Consider the following 18643-nt stretch of genomic DNA (forward strand, 5'->3'; position numbering starts at 1 on the left):
CCGGCCTTGCGGCCGGTCTCCGTCCGTGCCGCCCCTCGCGGCGTGGACGGGTCCTGATGGGGGTGTGGTTGTGGGGAATCGGGGGTGGGGGTTAGTCGGTCAGCTCCTGGATCCGGATGTCGCGGAACTGCACGGTGTCGGCGTCGCCGTGGTTCTGCAGACCGATGTGACCTGCAAGGCTACGGCCCTCGTGGGTGTTGGTGAAGTCGTTGATCAGCACCTCGTTGAGGAAGATCTGGAGACGGTCGCCCTCGACCCGCAGCTCGTAGGTGTTCCACTCGCCGTTGGGGTTGAGCGCGGCGTCCCTGGCCTCGATGTCCGCCGACTGGAAGCCGTAGACGGCGCCGGTGGTGCGGTCGGGCTCGTCGGTGTCGTCGATCTGGATCTCGAAGCCCTGGTTGACGGCGTCCCAGGGGTCGTCGCTCGCCGGGGCGCCCACGAAGATCCCGGAGTTGGAGTCGCCCTCCTGGCGCCAGTCCAGCACCAGCGAGTAGTCGGTGTAGGCCGCGGCCTCGTAGTAGAAGAGGCCCATCCCGCCGACGCTGGTGAGGGTGCCCTCCTCCTCGTCGAGCGCGAACTCACCGGGACCGGCCTGCGTCCAGCCCTCGGTGCCCGAGCCGTCGAAGATGGCGGTGTAGTCGGCGGCCGGGGTCAGTTCCTCGACGCTGATGTCGCGGAACTGGACGGTGTCGGCGTCGCCGTGGTTCTGGATCCCGATATGACCGGCCAGGGTGCGGGCCGGGTCGGTGTTGGTGAAGTCGTTGATCAGGGTGTCGTTGAGGAAGATCTGGAGACGGTCGCCCTCGACCCGCAACTCGTAGGTGTTCCACTCGCCGTTGGGGTTGAGCGCGGCGTCCCTGGCCTCGATGTCCGCCGACTGGAAGCCGTAGACGGCGCCGGTGGTGCGGTCGGGCTCGTCGGTGTCGTCGATCTGGATCTCGTAGCCCTGGTTGACGGCGTCCATCGGGTCGTCGCTGACCGGGGCGCCCACGAAGATCCCGGAGTTGGAGTCACCCTCCTGGCGCCAGTCCAGCACCAGCGAGAAGTCGGTGTAGGCCGCGGCCTCGTAGTAGAAGAGGCCCATCCCGCCGACGCTGGTGAGGGTGCCCTCCTCCTCGTCGAGCACGAACTCACCGGGACCGGCCTGCGTCCAGCCCTCGGTGCCCGAGCCGTCGAAGATCGGGGTGCGGCCCGGGTCCGGGTCCTCGCCGCCGTCGACGGAGCAGTCGGCGTCGGTCTGGCCGGCGGCGTACTGGATGCCGCCCAGCAGGTGCTGCCGGAAGTCCTCCTCGGCGAAGGACTCGATGGTGTGGCCGCCGCCGGTGTAGAACGCGAGGCCGCCGTCGTACTCCTTGCACCAGGCGATCGGATGGTCGCCGTTCATGTTGCCGCCCTCGTAGCTGGACTCGTCGAGCGAGGCCAGCACGCGGGAGGTTTCCCTGGGGTTGGTGCGGTAGTTGTACCACTCGTCGGTCCGGTCCCAGGTGTCGCCCAGGTGGGCGGTCGCCGGGTGGTCGTGGTCCTCGACGTTGATCGTGGCTTCCTGGATGTGCGGGTGCGAGTCGAAGAGCGCGCCGGCCAGGCCGTCGTACCACGCCCAGTCGTACTCGGTGTCGGCCGCCGCGTGCACGCCGACATAGCCGCCGCCGGACTGGATGTAGCTCTCGAACGCGGCCTGTTGGCCGTCGTCGAGCACATCGCCCGTGGTGGAGAGGAAGATCACCGCCTCGTACTGGGCGAGGTTCTCCTCGGTGAAGGTGCCGGAGTCCTCGGTGGCGGTCACCGAGAAGTCGTTCTCCGCGCCGAGTTGGGTGATGGTCTCGATGCCGGTCTCGATCGAGTCGTGCCGGAATCCCGCGGTCTTGGAGAAGACCAGCACGTCGAACGGGTCGGCCGCGATCGACGTTCCGCCGTCGGCCGAGGGGCCGGAGTCGGTGGACGCGCTGGCGGCGACGGCGGGCAGCGCGGCGGCGGCGAGCACACCGCCGGCCGCGAGATAGCCGATGCGTCGCATACGGGTGGTGGGGGTGGTGCGGGTGGTCACTTTGCGCATGGTGATCACTCCTCACTGCCGGTGCTGAAGGTGAAGTCGTCCAGGTTGTACGAGCCTCCCGTGAAGGCGAGGTAGAGCGTCACGGTCCCGGACGGCTGGTTGGACAGCGTGGTGCTGACGTCCTCGTAGGTCTCCCAGCCGCCGGTGTCACCCACCTCGACGGTGCCGAGCAGTTCGCCGTCGGGGGCGTCCGCGCGGACCTCGATGGTGCCGCCGCCGCCCTGGGAGGCGACCCGTGCGGTGAACTCCTGGGCGTTGCCCAGCTGGTAGGGCTCGAAGGCGATCCAGTCGCCCGCGTCGATGAACGCGACCGCGTTGCCGCCGTGGGCCCCGGCCTGGCTCTCCACCTCGACGCCGGAGGAATCGCTGAAGTGCTCGGCCTGGCGCTGCTTGGTCTGGGAGACGACCTGGTCGCTCCCGGTCAGCGGCGGCGCGTCACCGGCGCCCGAGTCGGTGTACTCGGCGTTCCAGACCCCGAAGATGTTGGCGTTGGGGTCGTGTTCACCGTCGGCCAGCGTCTGCAGCGTGCCGGAGCAGCCGGTGGTGGAGGTCTGCGGGTGGCCGTGCGAGTCGTGGCCCAGGATGAAGGTCACGGTGACGTTGTCGCAGTTGATCTCCGCGTCCTCGGCGTCGGTGACCTCCACCTCGAAGGGCACCGCGTCGCCGAAGTCGACCAGGGCGCCGTTGCCCGGCAGCACGATGTTGACCTGGGGCGCGCTGTTGCCGACCGCGATCTGGACTGAGGCGCCGCCGGTGGCCCCGGAGGGGTTGGTCACCGTCAGTTCGGCGGTGTAGGTGCCGGTCTCCGTGTAGGTGTGGGTCGGGTTCGCCTCGTCCGAGGTGGCGCCGTCGCCGAAGTCCCACGCGTAGCTGAGGTCTGCGCCGCCGGGGTCGCGGCTGCCCTCGGAGCTGAAGTTGACCTCCAGCGGGGCGGGTCCTGAGTTCACGTCGGCCGATGCCTCGGCGATGGGCGACTGGACGCCGCTGGTGTACTCGATGCGGTACAGGGCGCTGTTCTCGTCGCCGGAGAACCAGCCCAGGCCGTAGTCGAGCACATAGAGCGCGCCGTCCGGGCCGAAGGCGCTGTCCATGACCTGGGTGCCTTCCCAGAGGAAGTCATGGATGCCGTCGACGTTCCCGCTGCCGTCCATCTCGACGGCTTTGATCCACTGGCGGCCGAACTCGGTGGCGAAGAACGTGCCGTCCATGGACTCGGGGAACTTCACGGCCGAGTCGAGGTTCGGGTCGTAGTTGTAGACCGGTCCCGCCATGGGCGATTCGGAGCCGCCGCCGAACTCCGGCACCGAGTTGCCGTCGTAGGGGATCCAGGCGGGCTGGGCCGGCGGCACCTCGGTCAGGCCCGTGTTGTTGCGCGAGTCGTTGACCGGGGCCGAGCAGTCGAAGGCGCTGCCGGAGCTGCCGCTGCCGAAGTCGTAGTCGATATAGGGCTGGTTGTCGCCGATGCAGTAGGGCCAGCCGAAGTTGCCGGGCTCGGTGATCCGGTTGAACTCCACCAGTCCGCCGGGCCCTCGGCCCGGGTCGGCGGTGCCGGCGTCGGGGCCGTAGTCGCCGACGTAGACGACGCCGGTGGCCTTGTCCACGCTCATCCGGAACGGGTTGCGGAAGCCCATCGCGTAGATCTCGTCGCGGGCGCCTTCGGTGCCGGGCGCGAAGAGGTTGCCGTCCGGGATGGTGTAGCTGCCGTCGTCCTCGACATGGATCCGCAGGACCTTGCCCCGCAGGTCGTTGGTGTTGCCCGAGGAACGCCTGGCGTCGAACGCCGGGTTGCGGTTGTCCCGGTCGTCGATCGGCGAGTAGCCGTCGGACGCGAACGGGTTGGTGTCGTCACCCGTGGAGAGGTAGAGGTTGCCCTCGGCGTCGAAGTCGATGTCACCGCCGACGTGGCAGCACTGGCCACGGCTGGCGGCCACGTCGAGAATCTCGACCTCGCTGCTGTTGTGGAGCGTACCGTCCTCGTTCAACACGAAGCGGGACAGCCGGTTGACGCCGTCGTAGGGCGCGAAGTCGTCCGGGCCGCCCTCGGCCGGCGAGTCGCCGCCCGGGGTGTCCAACGGCGGTGCGTAGTACAGATAGATGAAGCGGTTGTCCTCGAAGTCCGGGTCGACCCCGACGCCTTGGATACCTTCCTCGTCATGGCTGTAGACCGGGACCCGGCCGGCGACCTTGGTGGAGCCGGCCGCGTCGGTGAGCCGGACGGTGCCGTCCCTCGACGTGTGCAGCACCGAGGTGTCGGGCAGCACGGCGAGCGTCATGGGCTCGCCCATCTCGGCCTCGCCCTTGGCGAGGGTGACCTGCTGGAACTCCTCCAGTGGCGGAGGTGCGGCCGTGGCCGCCTGTTGACTGATGACCGTACCCACGGCGGCGAGCGAGAGGCCCGCCACTGCCGCGAGTGCGGCTTTGAATCTCCTGTGCACGAGCGTTCCTCCGTAAGAGCGCACGGGGGTGGGGGTGAAGCTGTCGCACAGGCGCGCGCCGTCGCGCCATGGTGAACGGAGTGGACGTCAGATGAGGGGAACGACCGCCCTGTTCGGACTGTTCGAAATTGACTGGTACACCACAGGGAAGGTAACGACTTTCCCCCGAACTGGAAACCCCTTTGAAACAAGCTGTGCCAACTTCATCCTGCAGCCGGACAAAGTGAGCGTGCCAAACTACGCACACCGTCCTGTTCGGCGGTGTGCGCCGGTCATGCCCCCTTCGGCGGCCCCCGCGGGGCGCCGCTCACTCCTCGGGCGGTAGCGGCACCCCGATCAGAGCGGTGATCACCCGGTCCGTTGCCCGGGCCATGTCCACGGCGGCCGGGTCCAGCAGCCACTGCACCTGCAGGCCGTCCATCACCGCGATGATCGCGTTGGCCAGCTCCGGCAGATCCCGGGTGGCCGGCAGTTCGCCGGCCTCGGCCGCCTCTTCGAGGGCGGTGATCACCATGGTGCGCAGCCCCTGGTAACGGCTGCGGAAGTACTCCTGCGCCGGATGCCCCTCGGTGACGCTCTCCGCCGAGAGCACCGTGTAGAGCCGGACGATGCCCTCCCGTTCGGCGTTCCGGCGCGCGGTGTCCACCAGATGCCGCAGCAGGCCGAGGCCGCGCGGGCGGCCGTCGCCCAGCGCGTCGATATCGGACTTGTCGCGCAGCTCCAACACCCCGGTCAACAGACCGGCCTTGGTGCGGAAGTGGTGCAGGACGCCGGCCTGGGTGAGCCCGGACCGTTCGGCTATCTCGGCCAGCGAGGCGTTGTGGTAGCCACGGGTCGCGAAGGTCTCCATGGCGATGCGCAGAATCTCGTCACGCCGCCGGGCACCTACCGGACGTGGAGGCGCTGCTTTGGGCATGACCGCTCCTACCTTCGGCTTCGTCGGCTGGCAGTGTACGGCCGATCACGCCCGGGACCGCCAGGTTCCGGAACCACCGGCCCTGGTTCCGGAACCGCCGAAACCCCGACGCAGCCCTTACTAAGTACTCAGTCAGTCTGCTTTCATCCTTCCGTACCACCCGCTCGAAAGGAACCCCATGCCCCCTCTCCCCGCGTCCGCCGCCGGTGTCGGGCCGGTCCACCGGCGCCGGGTCCGGGACGACGCCGAGCTGGCGGCCCGGGTCCGCGAACTGGACGTGGCCGCCAAGGTGCGCCTGCTGACCGGCGCCTCGCTCTGGTCGACCGGCGCCGAACCCCGGCTCGGCCTGCTGCCGGTGGTGCTGTCGGACGGGCCGCAGGGAGTGCGTGGCATCGGCGATGTGCCGGGCGCCACCGGGCTGTTGGCGCCGGCGCCCAGCGCGGTCGCGGCCAGCTGGGATCCGGAACTGGCCGAGCGCCTCGGCGAGCTGTTCGCCGCCGAGGCCCGGCGCAAGGGGGTGGACGTGCTGCTGGCGCCGGCGATCAACCTGCAGCGCACCCCGGTGGCCGGCCGGCACTTCGAGTACTTCGCCGAGGACCCGCTGCTCACCGCCGCCGTCGCCGCCGGGCTGGTCCGGGGCCTCCAACGGCACGGGGTGGCCGGCTGCCTCAAGCACTATGTGGCCAACGACTCCGAGACCGAGCGCACCACCTACCGTGCCCGGGTCGACCGGCGGACCCTGCGCGAGGTGTATCTGGCGCCGTTCCAGGCCGTGTTGGCGGACTCCGACGCCTGGAGCGTGATGTCCGCCTACTCGGGCGTGGACGACGGCGAGCTGTCCGCGCCGATGGGCGAGCACACCGGGCTCGTCCGTGGCGTGCTCAAGGACGAATGGGGCTTCGCCGGCCCCGTGATCAGTGACTGGGCCGCGACGCGCTCCACCGTGCCCAGTGCGCTGGGCGGGCTCGATCTGGTGATGCCGGGTCCCGGCGGCCCCTGGGGCGAGGCGCTGGTCGCCGCCGTGGCGGCGGGCGAGGTCCCCGAGGCGGTGGTGGACGACAAGGTGCTGCGGCTGCTGTGGCTGGCGGGCCGGGTGGGCCGTCTGGTGGCGCCCTGGGACCCGGAGGAGGAGGCCCCAGAACCGCGCCCGGCCACCGGCGGCGAGCCCACCGAGCGGGAGTTCGCGCTGCTGCGCTCCGTCGCCGCCCGGGGCACGGTGCTGCTGCGCGACCCCGACCGGCTGCTCCCGCTCGACGGCGCGGCGCTCTCCCGGGTGGCGCTGATCGGGCCGAACGCGGTGCGGCCCTACTTCCAGGGCGGCGGCAGCGCCTTTGTGCCGCCGAGCCGGCTGGTCGACTATGCCGAGGGGCTGCGTGCCGCGCTGCCCGACGCCACCGTCACCGTGCACAGGGGCGGGGACGCGCGCCGTCACGCGCCGTTTGTCGATCCGGCGTCGCTCGTCCTGCGCGCCGATTTCCTGGACGCCGAGGGCCGGTTGCTCGGCTCCGAGGAGCACGGCACGGGAGACCTCACCGACTACCACGGCTTCCCGGACGAGACCCACCGGGTGGTGCTGCGCGGCACGGTGACGCTCGCCGGGCCCGGCACGCACCAGCTGGAGATCGGCGCCATGGGCCGGTTCGTCGTCCGGGTGGACGGGGCCGAGGTCGCCGCCGGGGACGACGACCGGGGCGTGGACCTGGTTCTGGACTCCAGCCACAGCCATCCGCCGGGCCACCGGGTGGAGTTGACGGTGGGCGAGACCTCGCGCGCGGTGGCCCTTGAGATCGATCTCACGGTGGTGGACGCCGGCGGCTACGGCCGGATCGTCACCTGCCAGCTGCGTCATCTGGGGCCGGGCGCCGGGCCGGAGGAGGAGATCGCGGCGGCGGTCGCCGCGGCCGGGGCCGCCGAGCTGGCGGTGGTCGTGGTGGGCACCAACGAGGAGGTCGAGTCCGAGGGTTGGGACCGGGACACGCTGTCGCTGCCAGGACGGCAGGACGAGCTGGTGCGCCGGGTCGCGGCGGCCAGTCCCCGGACGGTGGTGGTCGTCAACGCCGGCGCCCCGGTGCTGCTGCCCTGGGCCGACGAGGTGCCGGCGCTGCTCTGGGGCTGGCTGCCCGGGCAGGAGGCGGGCCACGCGCTGGCCGATGTGCTGCTGGGCCGGGCCGAGCCCACCGGACGGCTGCCGTTCACCCTGCCGGCGCGCGCCGAGGACGTGCCGGTGCCGCACGCCGTCCCCGAGGGCGGCCTGATCGAGTACGCGGAGGGCCGGGACGTCGGCTACCGGGGCTGGGACCGCGCCCTGCGCGAGCCGGCGTTCCCGTTCGGCCACGGCCTGGGCTACGGCGCCTGGTCCTACGCGTCCGTCGAGGTCGACACCGAGGAACTGCCCGAGGGGCGGGACCTCACGGTCACCGTCACGGTGCGCAACTCGGCGGACCGCGACGCCCGCGAGGTGGTCCAGGTGTATCTGGCCCCGCCGCCGGACGAGGACGGCAGGCCGCTGCGGGCGCTGGCCGGCTCGGCCGTGCTCGCGGTGGCCGCCGGCGGCGAGGGCACGGCCACGGTGACCGTGCCGGCGCGGGCCTTCCAGGTGTGGAGCACGCGGAAGGCCGACTGGCGTACCCCACCCGGCCGTTACCAGCTGCTCGTCGGCCGCTCCAGCCGGGACATCCGGCTGACCCGGGAGGTGCGCGTGGGCACCACCGGCTGACCCCAAGGCGTTCGTGCCGCGCGCGTCCGCGCGCGCGGCACGGCGGATCGACCCCGACCACCAGAGTGTCATGGACATGCCTGGTACTTCGTGGTGGCCGGACACCGGAACTCCCCTTCTCCGCGGAGAGAGATCCCGCGGAGAGCAACCCCCCACTCAAGGGAGCCGCACATGAGAGAACGCACCGCACACCGCCGGACCGCCCTGCGCACCACCCTGCTGGGCGTCTCCGCCGCGGCGCTGGTCGCCGGCGGGCTCGGCCTGACCGCCGGCACCTCGCAGGCCGCGCCCACCAGCGCCGAGGTGTGGCTGACCACCCCGGGCGGCCAGTCCCGGCTGGCACCCCAGGGCGAGGTGGCCTTCGACGGCCAACCGCAGTCCACCGACATCCAGGTGGACACCGGACAGCGCCACCAGTCGTTCAGCGGCGCCGGCGCCTCCGTCACCGAGGCGTCGGCCCATCTGATCCAGGGCCTCCCGCAGGGCGAGCGCGACGCGCTGCTGGACTCGCTGTTCAGCAGGAACGGCGAGGGCATCGGGCTCAGCTATCTGCGCCAGCCGCTGGGCAGCACCGACTTCAACGCCGGCGGCTTCTACACCTACGAGGACACCCCGGGGCAGTTCTCCATCGACCGGGACCGCCAGGAGATCATCCCCGTGGTCCAGGCCGCGCTGAACCGCAATCCGGACATCCGGCTGATGGGCAGCCCCTGGTCGCCCCCGGCCTGGATGAAGTCCGGCAACTCCCTCAACGGCGGCAGCCTGCTGCCCGAGCACTACGGGGACTACGCCGACTACCTGGTGAACGCGATCCAGGCGTACGCGGCCGAGGGCATCGAGCTGCACGATCTCACCGCGCAGAACGAGCCGCTGTTCGCGACGAGTTACCCGTCCACCTCGATGAGCGCATCCGAACAGGCCGCGTTCTTCCGGGTGTTGGACGAGGCGCTGACCGAGGCGGGGCTGCCGACCAGCCTCTTCGCCTACGACCACAACTGGGACGAGCCGGGCTACCCCCTCCAGGTCCTCTCCGAGACCTCGGACATCGACCGGGTGGCGGGCGCCGCGTTCCACTGCTACGGCGGACAGCCCGAGGCCCAGGGGCAGCTGGTCGACGCGGGTGAGCGGGTGTACTTCACCGAGTGCTCGGGCACCGACAGCGAGAACCAGGCCAACACCTTCTCCGACACGCTGCGCTGGCAGGCCGAGAACCTGGTGGTGCGGAACATGCGCCACGGCGGCGAGACCGTGATCACCTGGAACCTCGCCCTGGACCAGAACGGCGGCCCGCACCAGGGCCACTGCGACGACCGCTGCAACGGTGTGGTGGAGATCGCCGGCAACCAGGTCAACAGGGGTGCCGAGTTCTATGTGCTGGGCCATCTCACCAAGTTCACCGACCCCGGCGCGCAGCGGGTCTCCTCCTCGAGCGAGGGCCCCGGCGGGCTGCAGAACGTGGTCTTCGAGAACCCCGACGGGACCCGGGTCGCCTATGTGGTGAACGCCTCCGGCGGTGAGCGGTCCTTCTCCATCACGGAGGACGGCGCCTCGTTGAACTACTCCCTGCCGGCCGGCGCGGTGGCCACCTTCACCTGGACCGCGTAGGCCCCGTCCGGGCGGCGCGGCGCCGGGACCGGGCGCGACCCGGTCCCGACGGCGCGCGGGGCGAGGGCCCGTCGCGTTTGGCCCCGCGGCGGCGGGGTACTCGCGGCGGGCCCGAGCCGAGCCAGGAGGTGCCCCGTGCCGGAGAACCCGGAGACCCCGGAGAACCTGGAGAACCCGGAGAAAGCAGAGAAGCCGGAGACCCCGGAGCGCGGGGAACCGCCCATGACGCCGGCCGGGTCCCGTTGACCACCCGGGAGGGCGCCGCGCGGCGCACCGCGCACCAGCCGGTCACCGCGTTGGACGACGCGACGGTGGCGGCCCTGGACGCGCAGTGGCGCGCCGCCAACTACCTCTCCGTCGGCCAGATCTATCTGTTGGGCAATCCGCTGCTGGAGACGCCGCTGCGTCCCGAGCACGTCAAGCCGAGGCTGCTCGGCCACTGGGGCACCACGCCCGGGCTCAACCTGGTGCACGCCCATCTCAACCGGGCCGTCGTCGCCCGCGATCTGGACGCGCTCTGCGTCTGGGGTCCGGGGCACGGCGGCCCGGCGCCGCTGGCCAACTCCTGGCTGGACGGGAGCTACAGCGAGACCTACCCCGACGTGCCCAGGGACGCCGACGGGATGGCGCGGCTCTTCAAGCAGTTCTCCTTCCCCGGCGGGGTGCCCAGCCATGTCGCGCCCGACACGCCGGGCTCCATCCACGAGGGCGGCGAGCTGGGCTACGCGCTGGCCCACGCCTACGGGGCCGCCAGCGACAACCCGGGGCTGCTGGTGGCCTGTGTGATCGGCGACGGGGAGGCGGAGACCGGCCCGCTGGCCGCGTCCTGGCACGGCAACAAGTTCCTCGACCCGGTGCACGACGGCGCGGTGCTGCCGATCCTCCACCTCAACGGCTACAAGATCGCCAACCCGACGGTGCTGGCCCGCATCCCCGAGGCGGAGCTGGACCAGCTGCTGCGCGGCCTCGGCCATGACCCGATCTATGTGGCCGGCGACCAACCCGCGCATGTGCACCGCGAGTTGGCGGCGGCGCTGGACACCGCGCTCAACCGGATCGCGGACTTCCAGTGGGCCGCGCGGGAACAGGGCGTCCGGGCCCGCCCCCGTTGGCCGCTGATCGTGCTGCGCACCCCCAAGGGCTGGACGGGCCCCGCCGAGGTGGACGGCAAGCCGGTGGAGGGCACCTGGCGGGCGCACCAGATCCCGCTCGCCGACCCCAGGAACAACCCCGACCATCTGCGGCGGCTGGACGACTGGCTGCGTTCCTACCGGCCCGAGGAGCTGTTCGACCCGGCGGGCCACCCCACCGAGCCGGTGCGCTCCTGGCTGCCCACCGGCGAACGGCGGCTCGGCGCCAACCCGCACGCCAACGGCGGGCTGTTGCTGCGCGAACTGCCGCTGCCGCCCCTTGAGGAGTGCGCGGTGCCCGTGCCGTCCCCCGGGGCGAGCAGCCATGAGCCGACCAGGGCGCTGGGCGAACTGCTGGCCCGGGTGCTGGCCGCGACCGCCGAGCGCCGCGACTTCCGTCTGGTCGGCCCGGACGAGACCGAGTCCAACCGGCTCCAGGACGTCTACCGGGCCACCGACAAGGTGTGGCAGACGGCGATCCTCCCGGTGGACGAGCATCTGGCGCGCGACGGCCGGGTGATGGAGGTGCTGTCCGAGCATCTGTGCCAGGGCTGGCTGGAGGGCTATCTGCTGACCGGCCGCCATGGCCTCTTCTCCAGCTACGAGGCGTTCGCCCATATCGTCGGCTCGATGGCCAACCAGCACGTCAAATGGCTGCGCACCGCCCGCCGGCTGCCCTGGCGCCGGCCCGTCGCCTCCCTCAACTACCTGCTGACCTCGCATGTCTGGCGGCAGGACCACAACGGCTTCTCGCACCAGGACCCGGGCTTTGTCGACCAGGTGCTCAACAAGGCCCCCGAGGTGGTGCGGGTCTATCTGCCGCCCGACACCAACACCCTGCTGGCCGTGGCCGAGCATGTGCTGCGCAGCCGGGACTACGTCAACGTGGTGGTCGCCGGCAAACAGCCGTGCTTCGACTGGCTGGACCTGGACTCCGCCCGGGCGCACTGCGCTGCCGGCGCCGGCATCTGGGAGTGGGCCGGCTCCGAGAACGGCCTCGACGAACCGGATGTGGTGCTCGCCTGCGCCGGCGACGTGCCCACCCAGGAGGTGCTGGCCGCCGCCGATCTGCTGGGCCGTCACCTTCCCGAACTGACCGTCCGAGTGGTCAATGTGGTCGACATCGCCCGGCTGATGTCCGAAGAGGACCATCCGCATGGCCTCTCCGATCGGGACTATCACGCCCTCTTCACCCGCGACCGGCCGGTGATCTTCGCCTACCACGGCTACCCGTGGCTGATCCACCGCCTGACCTACCACCGCGACAACCATCCGCAGCTGCATGTCCACGGCTATCTGGAGGAGGGCTCCACCACCACGCCGTTCGACATGGTGGTCCGCAACAACCTGGACCGCTACCGCCTCGTCATGGATGTGATCGACCGGGTGCCGGGACTCGCGGTGCGCGCCGCCCGGCTGCGGCAGCGGATGGCGCGCACCCGCTACCGGCACCAACGCCATGTCACCGAGCACGGCACCGATCTGCCCGAGGTCGCCGACTGGCACTGGCGAGCCGCCCGTTGACCCGGTCGGGGGACGACCCCCCGGCGCCCGGCGCATCCTCCCGCCGGACCGCTCGTTGAGGAGAGCGCTGGACCGTCCCCGCCGCGCCCGACGGCACCGCGACCGCGGGAAGTGACCAGCGTCACCCGGTCACCGGCAACCGAAGTCGCAGTCCAGGAGGTCAAACCGGCATGAGGATCTCGTTCCTGTTGCACAACGCCTATGGGATCGGGGGCACGATCAAGACCACGTTCAATCTTGCTCAGGCCCTCGCCCCCCGGCATGAGGTGGAGATCATCTCCATCCTCCGGCACCGCACCGACCCGGTGTTCACCCTCGACCCGCGGGTCCGCATCCGGCCCCTGGTCGATCTGCGCACCGAACGGGACGATCCCCGGCACAGGAGACCACCCAAGATCTTCCCCGCCGCCGAGTACCGCTTCGACCAGTACAGCGCGCTGACCGACGAGCGGATCGCGCACTGCCTGGCCTCCCTCGAAGCCGATGTGGTGATCGGCACCCGCCCCGGGCTCAACGTCCATCTGGCGCTCCAGGGGCCGAGGAACGCCGTGCTGGTCGGGCAGGAACACCTCACCCTGGACAACCACCCGCCCGGGCTGCGCAACGAACTGCGCCGCGTCTACTCCCGGTTGGACGCCCTCACCACCGTCACCCACGCCGACGCCGACGCCTACCGCCGCAAGATGCGGCTGCCGGGCGTGCGCGTCGAGGCGCTTCCCAACAGCGTGCCGCCGCCCGCCCTGCCGCCCGCCGACAGCGGCGCCAAGATCGTGATCGCCGCCGGCCGGCTGGTCCGCGTCAAGCGCTACGACCTGCTGATCCGCGCCTTCGCCCGGGTCGCGGACGAACGCCCCGACTGGCGGCTGCGGATCTACGGCAAGGGCGAGGAACGCGACCGGCTGCGCGCCCTGATCGACGAACTCGGCCTCTACAACAACGTCTTCCTGATGGGCGCCGCCTCCTCCATGGAGGCCGAATGGGTCAAGGGCTCCATCGGCGCCTCCACCTCCAGCTTCGAGCCGTTCGGCATGACCCTGGTCGAGGCCATGCGCTGCGGCCTCCCCGTGGTCAGCACCGACTGCCCGCACGGCCCCGGCGAGATCATCACCCCGGGCAAGGACGGCAGGCTCGTCCCGGTCGGCGACCAACACGCCCTCAGCGAGGCGCTGTTGGACCTCATCCGGGACGACGACCTGCGCCGCACCATGAGCGAGGCGGCGCTCGCCAACTCCCGCCGCTACGACCCGGTGCCGATCATCGAGCAGGCCGAGGCGCTTTTCACCGAACTCCACGAGGCCAAGGCCGGCGGCAACCGCGTCCGGGTGCCGCTGCACATCAGGATCGGCGCCCGGGTGGTCAACCGGGGCCATGTGGTCCGCGACGCCGCGTTCGCCGCCGCCGTCTCCACCATGCGCACCATGCGAAGGGGCAACCGTTGAACCCGACCGATCTGGAGAACGCCCCCCGCGTCGACTGCGCGGTGACCGCCGAGGGACGCGTCACCTTCGAGGTCGACCTGCCCGAGGCCACCGCGCCCCAGCTGCTGCTGCGGCTGCGGCCCAAGAAAGGCGAGCCCGAGACCACGGGACACGCCGTCGAACTGGTCGAACTCCCCGACTCCCCGGGCCGCTGGCGCGCCGAGCTGGGCGACAACCCCCGGCTGGACGAGGGCCGTTGGGACGCCTATCTGCTGCCGGCCGCCGACCGCCCCAGACAACGGCTCCGCCCCGGGCAGCGCGATCTGCGGCTGCTCGCCCCCACCGCGCCCGATCCGGTCATCGGCGACGACGGCACCCTCCGGGTCCGGCTGCCGTACCCGACCAAGGACGGCGCCCTCGCGGTGCGCGCCTGGCGCCGCGTCGGCCACGCCGAGGCGCACCGCCTCGAACCGGGCGAGCACGGGCTCACCGTCACGGGCCGGCTGTGGGGCGTCGAACCGGGCGAGGGAGCGGCCGCCGTGCTGCGCCGCCGGGGCAAGGAGGGCCCGGAACGCGAGACACCGCTCACCCTGGACGAGGACGGCGGGTTCTCCTTCACCGCCGACTACCGCGAACTCCCGGTGGAGCCGGGCGCGAAGGCGGTGTGGAACGTCTTCGTCCGCCCGGCCGGGGACGCCCGCCCGGTGCGGGTGGCCCGCCTGCTGGACGATGTGCACGACCGCAAGGCGATCTTCGTCTACCCGACGTCAACGCTGCGCGGCGTCGCGTTCTGGCCGTACTACACGGTGGACAACGACCTCTCGATCGAGGTGACCCCGGAGAGCTGACGGACCTGACACCCTGTACCCCGGGGGACTGACGCCCCGGCACCTGGGAAGGCTCCCCGTCGAGCGGGCGGGCCGCGGAGGAGTGAGCGGATGGACAGGGACGGGAGCCGGCCGGGCGGCGGGGACACGCACAACGTGTTCTCCGGCGGCGTGGCGAAGAACGTGGTCCTGGCCGGACGGATCGACACCGTCGAGCTGCGCGGCCCCGCCCGGCCCCCGACGCCCTACGAACTCCCGCTCGTCCGCCCGGGATTCGTCAACCGCCGCGACGAGCTGGCCTGGTTGGACGCCGAGCGGGCCCGGTGGGCCGACGGTTCCGGCGGGCTGACGCTGGTGGTGCTGCCCGGCGCCGGCGGAATGGGCAAGACCGAGCTGGCCGCCTACTGAGGCGACCGCGAGCGGGAGCGCTTCCCCGACGGGCAGCTCTATGTCGACCTGGCCGCCGAACGGCAGGGCGGCGCGGTCGATCTGGGCGCGGTGCTGGCCCACTTCGCCCGCTCGCTGGGCGTGGACGCCTCGTTCATCGGGTCGACGCCGGCCGAGCGCTCCGCGATCTACCGCTCCGCCACCACCGGGCGGCGCGGCCTGCTGCTCCTGATCGACAACGCCGAACACGCCTCCGAGGTACGGGCGTTGCTGCCGCGCGACGGAATGGTGCTGGTCACCAGCCGGCGGCCGCTGCCGATACTGCGGCTGGACGGCGCCAGGGAGCTGGTCCTCGGCGGGCTGAGCGCGGCGGCCGGCCGCGCCCTGGCCGCCTCCTGGTGGGAGGAGGGCGAGGTCGACGAGGCCACCCTGCGGGAGCTGGTGCGGCTCTGCGACGGACGCCCGCTGGCGCTGCGCGCCGTGGGCGAACGGCTGTTGGAGGCGCCGGGGGCCGATCCGCGCCGAGTGGTCGCCGAGTTGGCCGCCGAGGAGGCCAGTAGGCGCCGGCGGACGGTGACAAGCGACGGAGGGGACGCCCGGATGACAGACGCGCTGCGACTGGTCCTCGAGAGCTTCCCACCGGCCACCCGCCGCCTCTGCCAACTGCTGGGCGCGCTCCCCGGACCCACGTTCACCGTCGAGCTGGCGCTGGCCGCCGGCGCAGACGAGCCCCGCGCGGGCATCGCCGAACTGCGGCGCGCCGGCCTGGTGCGCGAACTGGCGCCGGGACACCCGGGACACTACGCGTTCCACGACGAGGCCAGGACGCTGATCACGGACGGCGTGGACGGCATGGCCGGGGTGGACAGCGTGGACGGGGAGACGGCGCTGCGCGGCGCGGTCGGGTTCGCGCTGGCCGTCTGCGAGCTGGTGGACCGGGTGGTGCTGGGCGACCGGCTGCGGCTCCCCGGCGGCAGGGAGTGGGCCGAGCCGCCCGCCCTGCCCGAACTCCCCTCCTCGGCCGTCGCGTTGGACTGGCTGGAGGGGGCCCACGGCACGGTGCTGGCGCTGCTTCGGCTCGCGGCCGAACGCGGCTGGCACGAGCCGGTGTGGCGGATGTGCCAGGCGCTGTGGGCCTTCTACCACAGCCGTAAGCGCTACGCGGACTGGATCGCCTCCCACCGGCTGGGCATCCGGTCGGCCCATCTGACCGGCCGGCCCGACGCCGAGCTGCGGCTCCGCAACCAACTCGCCCGCGCCTACCAGGAGCTGGGCGAGCTGGAACGGGCCGACGAAGCGCTGGAACCGACCAGGACGCTGCTGCCCGAGGTCGGCTCCCCCCAGCTGCGCGGGGTGATCGCGGAGACCAGAGGACTGCTGGCGCTGGAGGGCGGCCACGCGGCGGCGGCCGTTGACCACTTCACCGAGGCGAAGGCGGCCAACGCGGGTGACCCGCGCGGTGAGGCGATGCAGGGCTACCAGCTGGCCGGGGCGCTGCTGGCGCTGGGCCAACCACAGGTCGCCCTCACTGAGTTGGCGACGGCCGAGGCCCTGGTCCCCGGCAAGATGAACGCGGCCCTGCGCGCCAGGATCAGGCTGACCAGGGGCGTGGCCCTGCGCGACCTCGGCGAACGGGACCGGGCCAGGGCCGTCCTGACGGAAGCGGCCGCCCTGGCCGTCGACCTCGGCCTGTGGTCCAAGGCGGACGCCGCCCTCACCACCCTCATCCAACTGGCCGAAGAAGCCGGCGACACCACCGCCACCCGCGAACTGACCACCCGCCAATCCGACCTCCGCACCCTGGCCGGCCTCCCCTCGACCAGCCCCCGCTAGGCGCGCTGTGCCGGCCGCGCGGCCGGCGCTCAGCGGGGGCGGAGGTGGGCCGTGGTGAGGGTGGGGCCGGTGTGGATGGGGAGGTGGGGTGGGGGTGGAGGGGTCGGCGGGTCGGTGTCGGTGAGCCAGAGGTAGACGGCCGCGCCCAACACCACCGGGTCCAGCACCGGCGAGGGGGCGGCCCAGTCCTCCGGGACCCACGCCTCCCACAGCGTGCCGTCCCGCAGCCGCACCAGATGGCGCCGCTCCCCCAGTGCCGCGACCGCGACGGAGAGCCAGGGCTGGTCGGCGAACCGTCGGTCGAGCCAGGCGCGCGGCGGCAGTTCGCCGTGCGGCTGGCGGCGCACCGCCACCTCCGCGGTCTGCGCGGACGCCGACCAGGTGCCCTCCTCGGCGGTGACCGCCAGAAAGCCGCGGGCGCGGGCCCGGTCCGGGTCCAGCGGGTAGCGGGCCAGTTCGACGCGGCCCTCGCGTACCCGCCCCCGCACGTCGAAGGCGGTCGGCCCGTGGCCGGTGGCCGGCGCGGGGTCCGGGTAGCGGGGTGGGCGCGGGTGCGGGGCCGGCGGGTGGACGCGGTCGCCCAGCAGTTCGTGGAAGACGCCCTGCAGGATGCGCGCCGACTCGCCAGGCAGGCCCAGCGCGCCGTCGGTGATGGCGCGCAACTCGCTCGGCCGGTGGTCGCGTTCGGCGGCGCGCAGCTGGGCGAGCAGATCGCCGTCGGGGTCGAGCCTGGGGGCGTTGCAGCCGAAGGCGTGCATGGGCGAGCGCGGGTCGAGTTCGGGCTCGCCGCTGGCGGCGAGCAGCGTGGCCCGTTCGAGGCCGGCGCCGTAGAAGCTGACCGAGCCGGTGTCGCCGATGACCAGGTCGGCGGCGATCAGCGCGGCCTGCCAGCCGTTGTCGGGGCTGATCACCCGCAGGCCCACGTCCCGCGCGGGGCGCAGCCGTTCGCCGACGCCGAACGGTGTGTCGTCGGACCAGATGTTGGGGTGCAGCACGACCGCGACCACGTACTCGTCGACCGGCAGCGCGTTGACCAGGCGCAGCGGCAGGTCGGGGTGACGGCGGATCAACGAGTGCGGCCCCCAGGTGGAGTTGAGCATCACCAGCCGGCGGCCGGCGACGGCGCCGAACGGCTCGCGGAAGTGGTCGCGCCAGTCGAGGTTCTCCCGCATCCGGTCGAAGCAGGGGTCGCCGACCACCCGGGCGTGGGCCAGCGCGGCCGGGCAGCTGTCGGCGAGCCGGCCCAGCTGCTCCTCGTGGGAGAGGCCGATGACATCGGGCACCACCCGCCCCCGGTGCAGGAGTTCACGCCGGGAGAGGCCGGCGGACGAGCTGGTGTCGCCGGTGGACCGGCTGACCAGCCGGTTGTAGCCGGCGCCGTGCGGCAGCACCACCAGCGGCCGACTCAGGCGCCGCATCGACCGGTTGACCGCGCAGGCGAGGACCAGGTCGAAACGGCGGCGGGTCGCCTCCCGCCAGGGCAGCACCGTGGCCCGCTGGCCTTCGAGGTATTCGGCGAGCCCACCGTCGAAGGTGGAGCCCGGGTTGACGGTGAAGGACACGTCGACGCCGTCCTCGGCGCGCAGCAGCGGCAGCACGTCGAGCAGCCGGGTGGCGGAGGTCAGGTTGCGGGCGACGCCCAACACCTCGACCGCGCGGTCCCGTTCCGGCACACGGGCTCGACGGCGGGACGGGCTGCGGAAGAGCGGCACGGCGGCTCCGTTGTGAGACGGCGGTGGTGTCCTCGGCCGAGCGTAGCGGCCGGACCCCGCGCCGGTCGCGGTGTCCGCGGCGCTAGC

General features: G+C 72.3%; 11 protein-coding genes. 7 read left to right on the forward strand and 4 right to left on the reverse strand.

Translation table 11 applies throughout. The annotated features are described in order from the left end of the window. Positions 1-91 precede the first annotated feature (91 nt). The 3 genes from AOM46_RS05535 to AOM46_RS05545 form a co-directional block, all read right to left on the reverse strand. Positions 92-2053 (reverse strand): family 16 glycoside hydrolase, encoded by a 1962-nt coding sequence (locus AOM46_RS05535; RefSeq protein ID WP_234313648.1) that lies wholly within the window; start codon positions 2051-2053, stop codon positions 92-94. Between the two features lie 5 nt (positions 2054-2058). After that, positions 2059-4488 carry a PQQ-dependent sugar dehydrogenase gene (locus AOM46_RS05540; RefSeq protein WP_078856510.1) on the reverse strand — a complete coding sequence of 810 codons (2430 nt, stop codon included), beginning with the start codon at positions 4486-4488 and terminating at the stop codon, positions 2059-2061. A 307-nt stretch (positions 4489-4795) separates the two neighbouring features. Continuing rightward, entirely contained in the window at positions 4796-5404 is a 609-nt protein-coding gene (locus tag AOM46_RS05545; protein ID WP_267887793.1) for a TetR/AcrR family transcriptional regulator, read from the reverse strand. Positions 5405-5582: 178 nt separating this feature from the next. On the opposite strand from AOM46_RS05545, the gene AOM46_RS05550 reads away from it, so the two are divergent. The 7 genes from AOM46_RS05550 (at position 5583) to AOM46_RS05585 (ending at position 16844) form a co-directional block, all read left to right on the forward strand. Continuing rightward, a complete protein-coding gene (locus AOM46_RS05550; RefSeq protein WP_078856511.1) occupies positions 5583-8120 on the forward strand; it encodes a beta-glucosidase in 2538 nt (845 codons plus the stop codon). Positions 8121-8291: 171 nt separating this feature from the next. Further along, positions 8292-9725, forward strand: a complete 1434-nt coding sequence (locus AOM46_RS05555) for a glycoside hydrolase family 30 beta sandwich domain-containing protein (protein WP_078856512.1) — start codon at positions 8292-8294, stop codon at positions 9723-9725. Positions 9726-9967: 242 nt separating this feature from the next. Next, positions 9968-12379, forward strand: a complete 2412-nt coding sequence (locus tag AOM46_RS05565; RefSeq protein ID WP_078856513.1) for a phosphoketolase — start codon at positions 9968-9970, stop codon at positions 12377-12379. Positions 12380-12549: 170 nt separating this feature from the next. Continuing rightward, on the forward strand, positions 12550-13818 hold the full coding sequence (locus AOM46_RS05570; RefSeq protein ID WP_062206633.1) for a glycosyltransferase family 4 protein: 1269 nt from the start codon (positions 12550-12552) through the stop codon (positions 13816-13818). Next, positions 13815-14645 (forward strand): hypothetical protein, encoded by an 831-nt coding sequence (locus tag AOM46_RS05575; RefSeq protein WP_067225958.1) that lies wholly within the window; start codon positions 13815-13817, stop codon positions 14643-14645. Before AOM46_RS05570 ends, AOM46_RS05575 begins: the two co-directional genes overlap by 4 nt. A gap of 90 nt (positions 14646-14735) precedes the next feature. Then, positions 14736-15032 (forward strand): hypothetical protein, encoded by a 297-nt coding sequence (locus tag AOM46_RS05580; RefSeq protein WP_062206635.1) that lies wholly within the window; start codon positions 14736-14738, stop codon positions 15030-15032. Between the two features lie 90 nt (positions 15033-15122). Beyond that, positions 15123-16844 carry a hypothetical protein gene (locus AOM46_RS05585; RefSeq protein ID WP_062206637.1) on the forward strand — a complete coding sequence of 574 codons (1722 nt, stop codon included), beginning with the start codon at positions 15123-15125 and terminating at the stop codon, positions 16842-16844. 29 nt (positions 16845-16873) lie between these two features. On the opposite strand, the gene AOM46_RS05590 is transcribed toward AOM46_RS05585, so the two are convergent. After that, positions 16874-18556 carry a hypothetical protein gene (locus AOM46_RS05590; protein WP_158920263.1) on the reverse strand — a complete coding sequence of 561 codons (1683 nt, stop codon included), beginning with the start codon at positions 18554-18556 and terminating at the stop codon, positions 16874-16876. Between the last annotated feature and the right edge of the window lie 87 nt (positions 18557-18643).

It is taken from the genome of Streptomyces sp. NBRC 109706 (assembly GCF_000974485.1).
In the GTDB taxonomy this organism is placed as follows: domain Bacteria; phylum Actinomycetota; class Actinomycetes; order Streptomycetales; family Streptomycetaceae; genus Streptomyces.

Excerpts from the sequence above, each read along its gene's own strand:
- AOM46_RS05535 (WP_234313648.1), bottom strand. The coding sequence starts at position 2,053 with ATGCGCAAAGTGACCACCCGCACCACCCCCACCACCCGTATGCGACGC.
- AOM46_RS05545 (WP_267887793.1), bottom strand. The coding sequence starts at position 5,404 with ATGCCCAAAGCAGCGCCTCCACGTCCGGTAGGTGCCCGGCGGCGTGAC.
- AOM46_RS05570 (WP_062206633.1), top strand. The coding sequence starts at position 12,550 with ATGAGGATCTCGTTCCTGTTGCACAACGCCTATGGGATCGGGGGCACG.
- AOM46_RS05550 (WP_078856511.1), top strand. The coding sequence starts at position 5,583 with ATGCCCCCTCTCCCCGCGTCCGCCGCCGGTGTCGGGCCGGTCCACCGG.
- AOM46_RS05555 (WP_078856512.1), top strand. The coding sequence starts at position 8,292 with ATGAGAGAACGCACCGCACACCGCCGGACCGCCCTGCGCACCACCCTG.
- AOM46_RS05580 (WP_062206635.1), top strand. The coding sequence starts at position 14,736 with ATGGACAGGGACGGGAGCCGGCCGGGCGGCGGGGACACGCACAACGTG.